The sequence below is a fragment of the Aneurinibacillus sp. UBA3580 genome (genome assembly GCF_002375825.1).
GTDB classification, from domain to species: domain Bacteria; phylum Bacillota; class Bacilli; order Aneurinibacillales; family Aneurinibacillaceae; genus Aneurinibacillus; species Aneurinibacillus danicus.
The window spans coordinates 46,196-47,368 of record NZ_DFMZ01000135.1; the positions used below are offsets into that span (position 1 = coordinate 46,196).

The 1,173-nt window shown below is 52.3% G+C and carries 2 protein-coding genes; one reads left to right on the forward strand and one right to left on the reverse strand.

All coding sequences use genetic code 11. The features are described from left to right. Positions 1 to 631: hypothetical protein (locus B2899_RS17845; RefSeq protein ID WP_286887522.1), on the forward strand; the 631-nt coding region annotated here is incomplete at its 5' end. 1 nt (position 632) lies between these two features. Here the strand turns inward: B2899_RS17845 and B2899_RS17850 are convergent. Further along, positions 633 to 1,007, reverse strand: coding sequence for a DUF423 domain-containing protein (locus B2899_RS17850; RefSeq protein ID WP_146811212.1), 375 nt, complete (start codon positions 1,005 to 1,007; stop codon positions 633 to 635). Positions 1,008 to 1,173 lie beyond the last annotated feature (166 nt).

Consider the following 1,173-nt stretch of genomic DNA (forward strand, 5'->3'; position numbering starts at 1 on the left):
GGAAGCCGGCAGCGGCTGGCTCGACTTCTGGGCATACAGCCCGGTTGCCCAGCCGATTGCCGTACGTACCCGGTTCGGCGAATGGTGTATCGAAGGGCGCTGCGGATTTCTGCGCACCGACCGGACGGGAAAGCTCCTCGCCTATGCCTGCATTGAAGCCGTCTCTATGACATTTCAGGGAAAGAAAATGGAAGGAACGAAACGGGAATGGGTGCCCATCAAATCCATTGATTATAAAAAAAGAGCCCTCCGCCTCCGCCCGCATTCGATTCCGAAATCTGCGGACTATATCCGAATTGCTCCCGCGCCGGACGCCCCCGCCTCGCTGTATTCTGTAAAAGAAGTCCGTAACGGACAGGAAGAAGTAACCGTTCTTCTGCGCGATTCATTCTCTTTATCCAGAGGATTGATTGTATCCTGCGAAAAAAATACTATTCGTACCTGCTATCCTCTGCCGCTTGCCGCTTCTTTCCGCGGCAAACTTATGCTGGGCGAGCGGGGCGGACGCGCTGTAATCGAGGACGTACCCGATCTGAAAACCATACGCGCCCGCATCCTTGCCCCGTTCACCGGAGGGGAAGCATTCGACATTATCGACGCTGCCGAAGGGTATGTGACCCAGTGGCTATAGTTTACTTCTTCGCTGCCGCGATCGCGAGCAGAACCCAGCCAATCAGGAAGCAAACGCCGCCAATCGGCGTGATGGCGCCCAGCCAGCTGATCCCGGTCATCGCCAGGGCATACAGACTGAACGAGAAGAAAAGAATGCCGAACTGGTGGAACCAGCCCGCAAGCTTCAACTGCTTCATTCCGGCAATGCCGCGCTCGCCGAGGATGCCGATGCCAAGCAGACCCAGACCGTGAATCATATGATAGTGAACACCCGTTTTGTACACTTCCAGCAGGCGATCCGCAATTCTTCCTTCAAGACCGTGGGCGCCGAACGCCCCCAGAGCCACCGACAGGAACAGGTTAATGCTGCCAAGAATAATGAATAGTCGTGCCATCGCTATCTCCTTTGCTTTATGAAATCTCTTTTTTATTATAACAAACGTTTTTACAAACTTTTTGACAGAGTCTATACATCTTTTGTAATTAATTCTGAAAAATCCTTACTTTAATTTTCTTAAAAAACCACCATGGCATCTCAGCCGCAACTCCGACATGAAAATC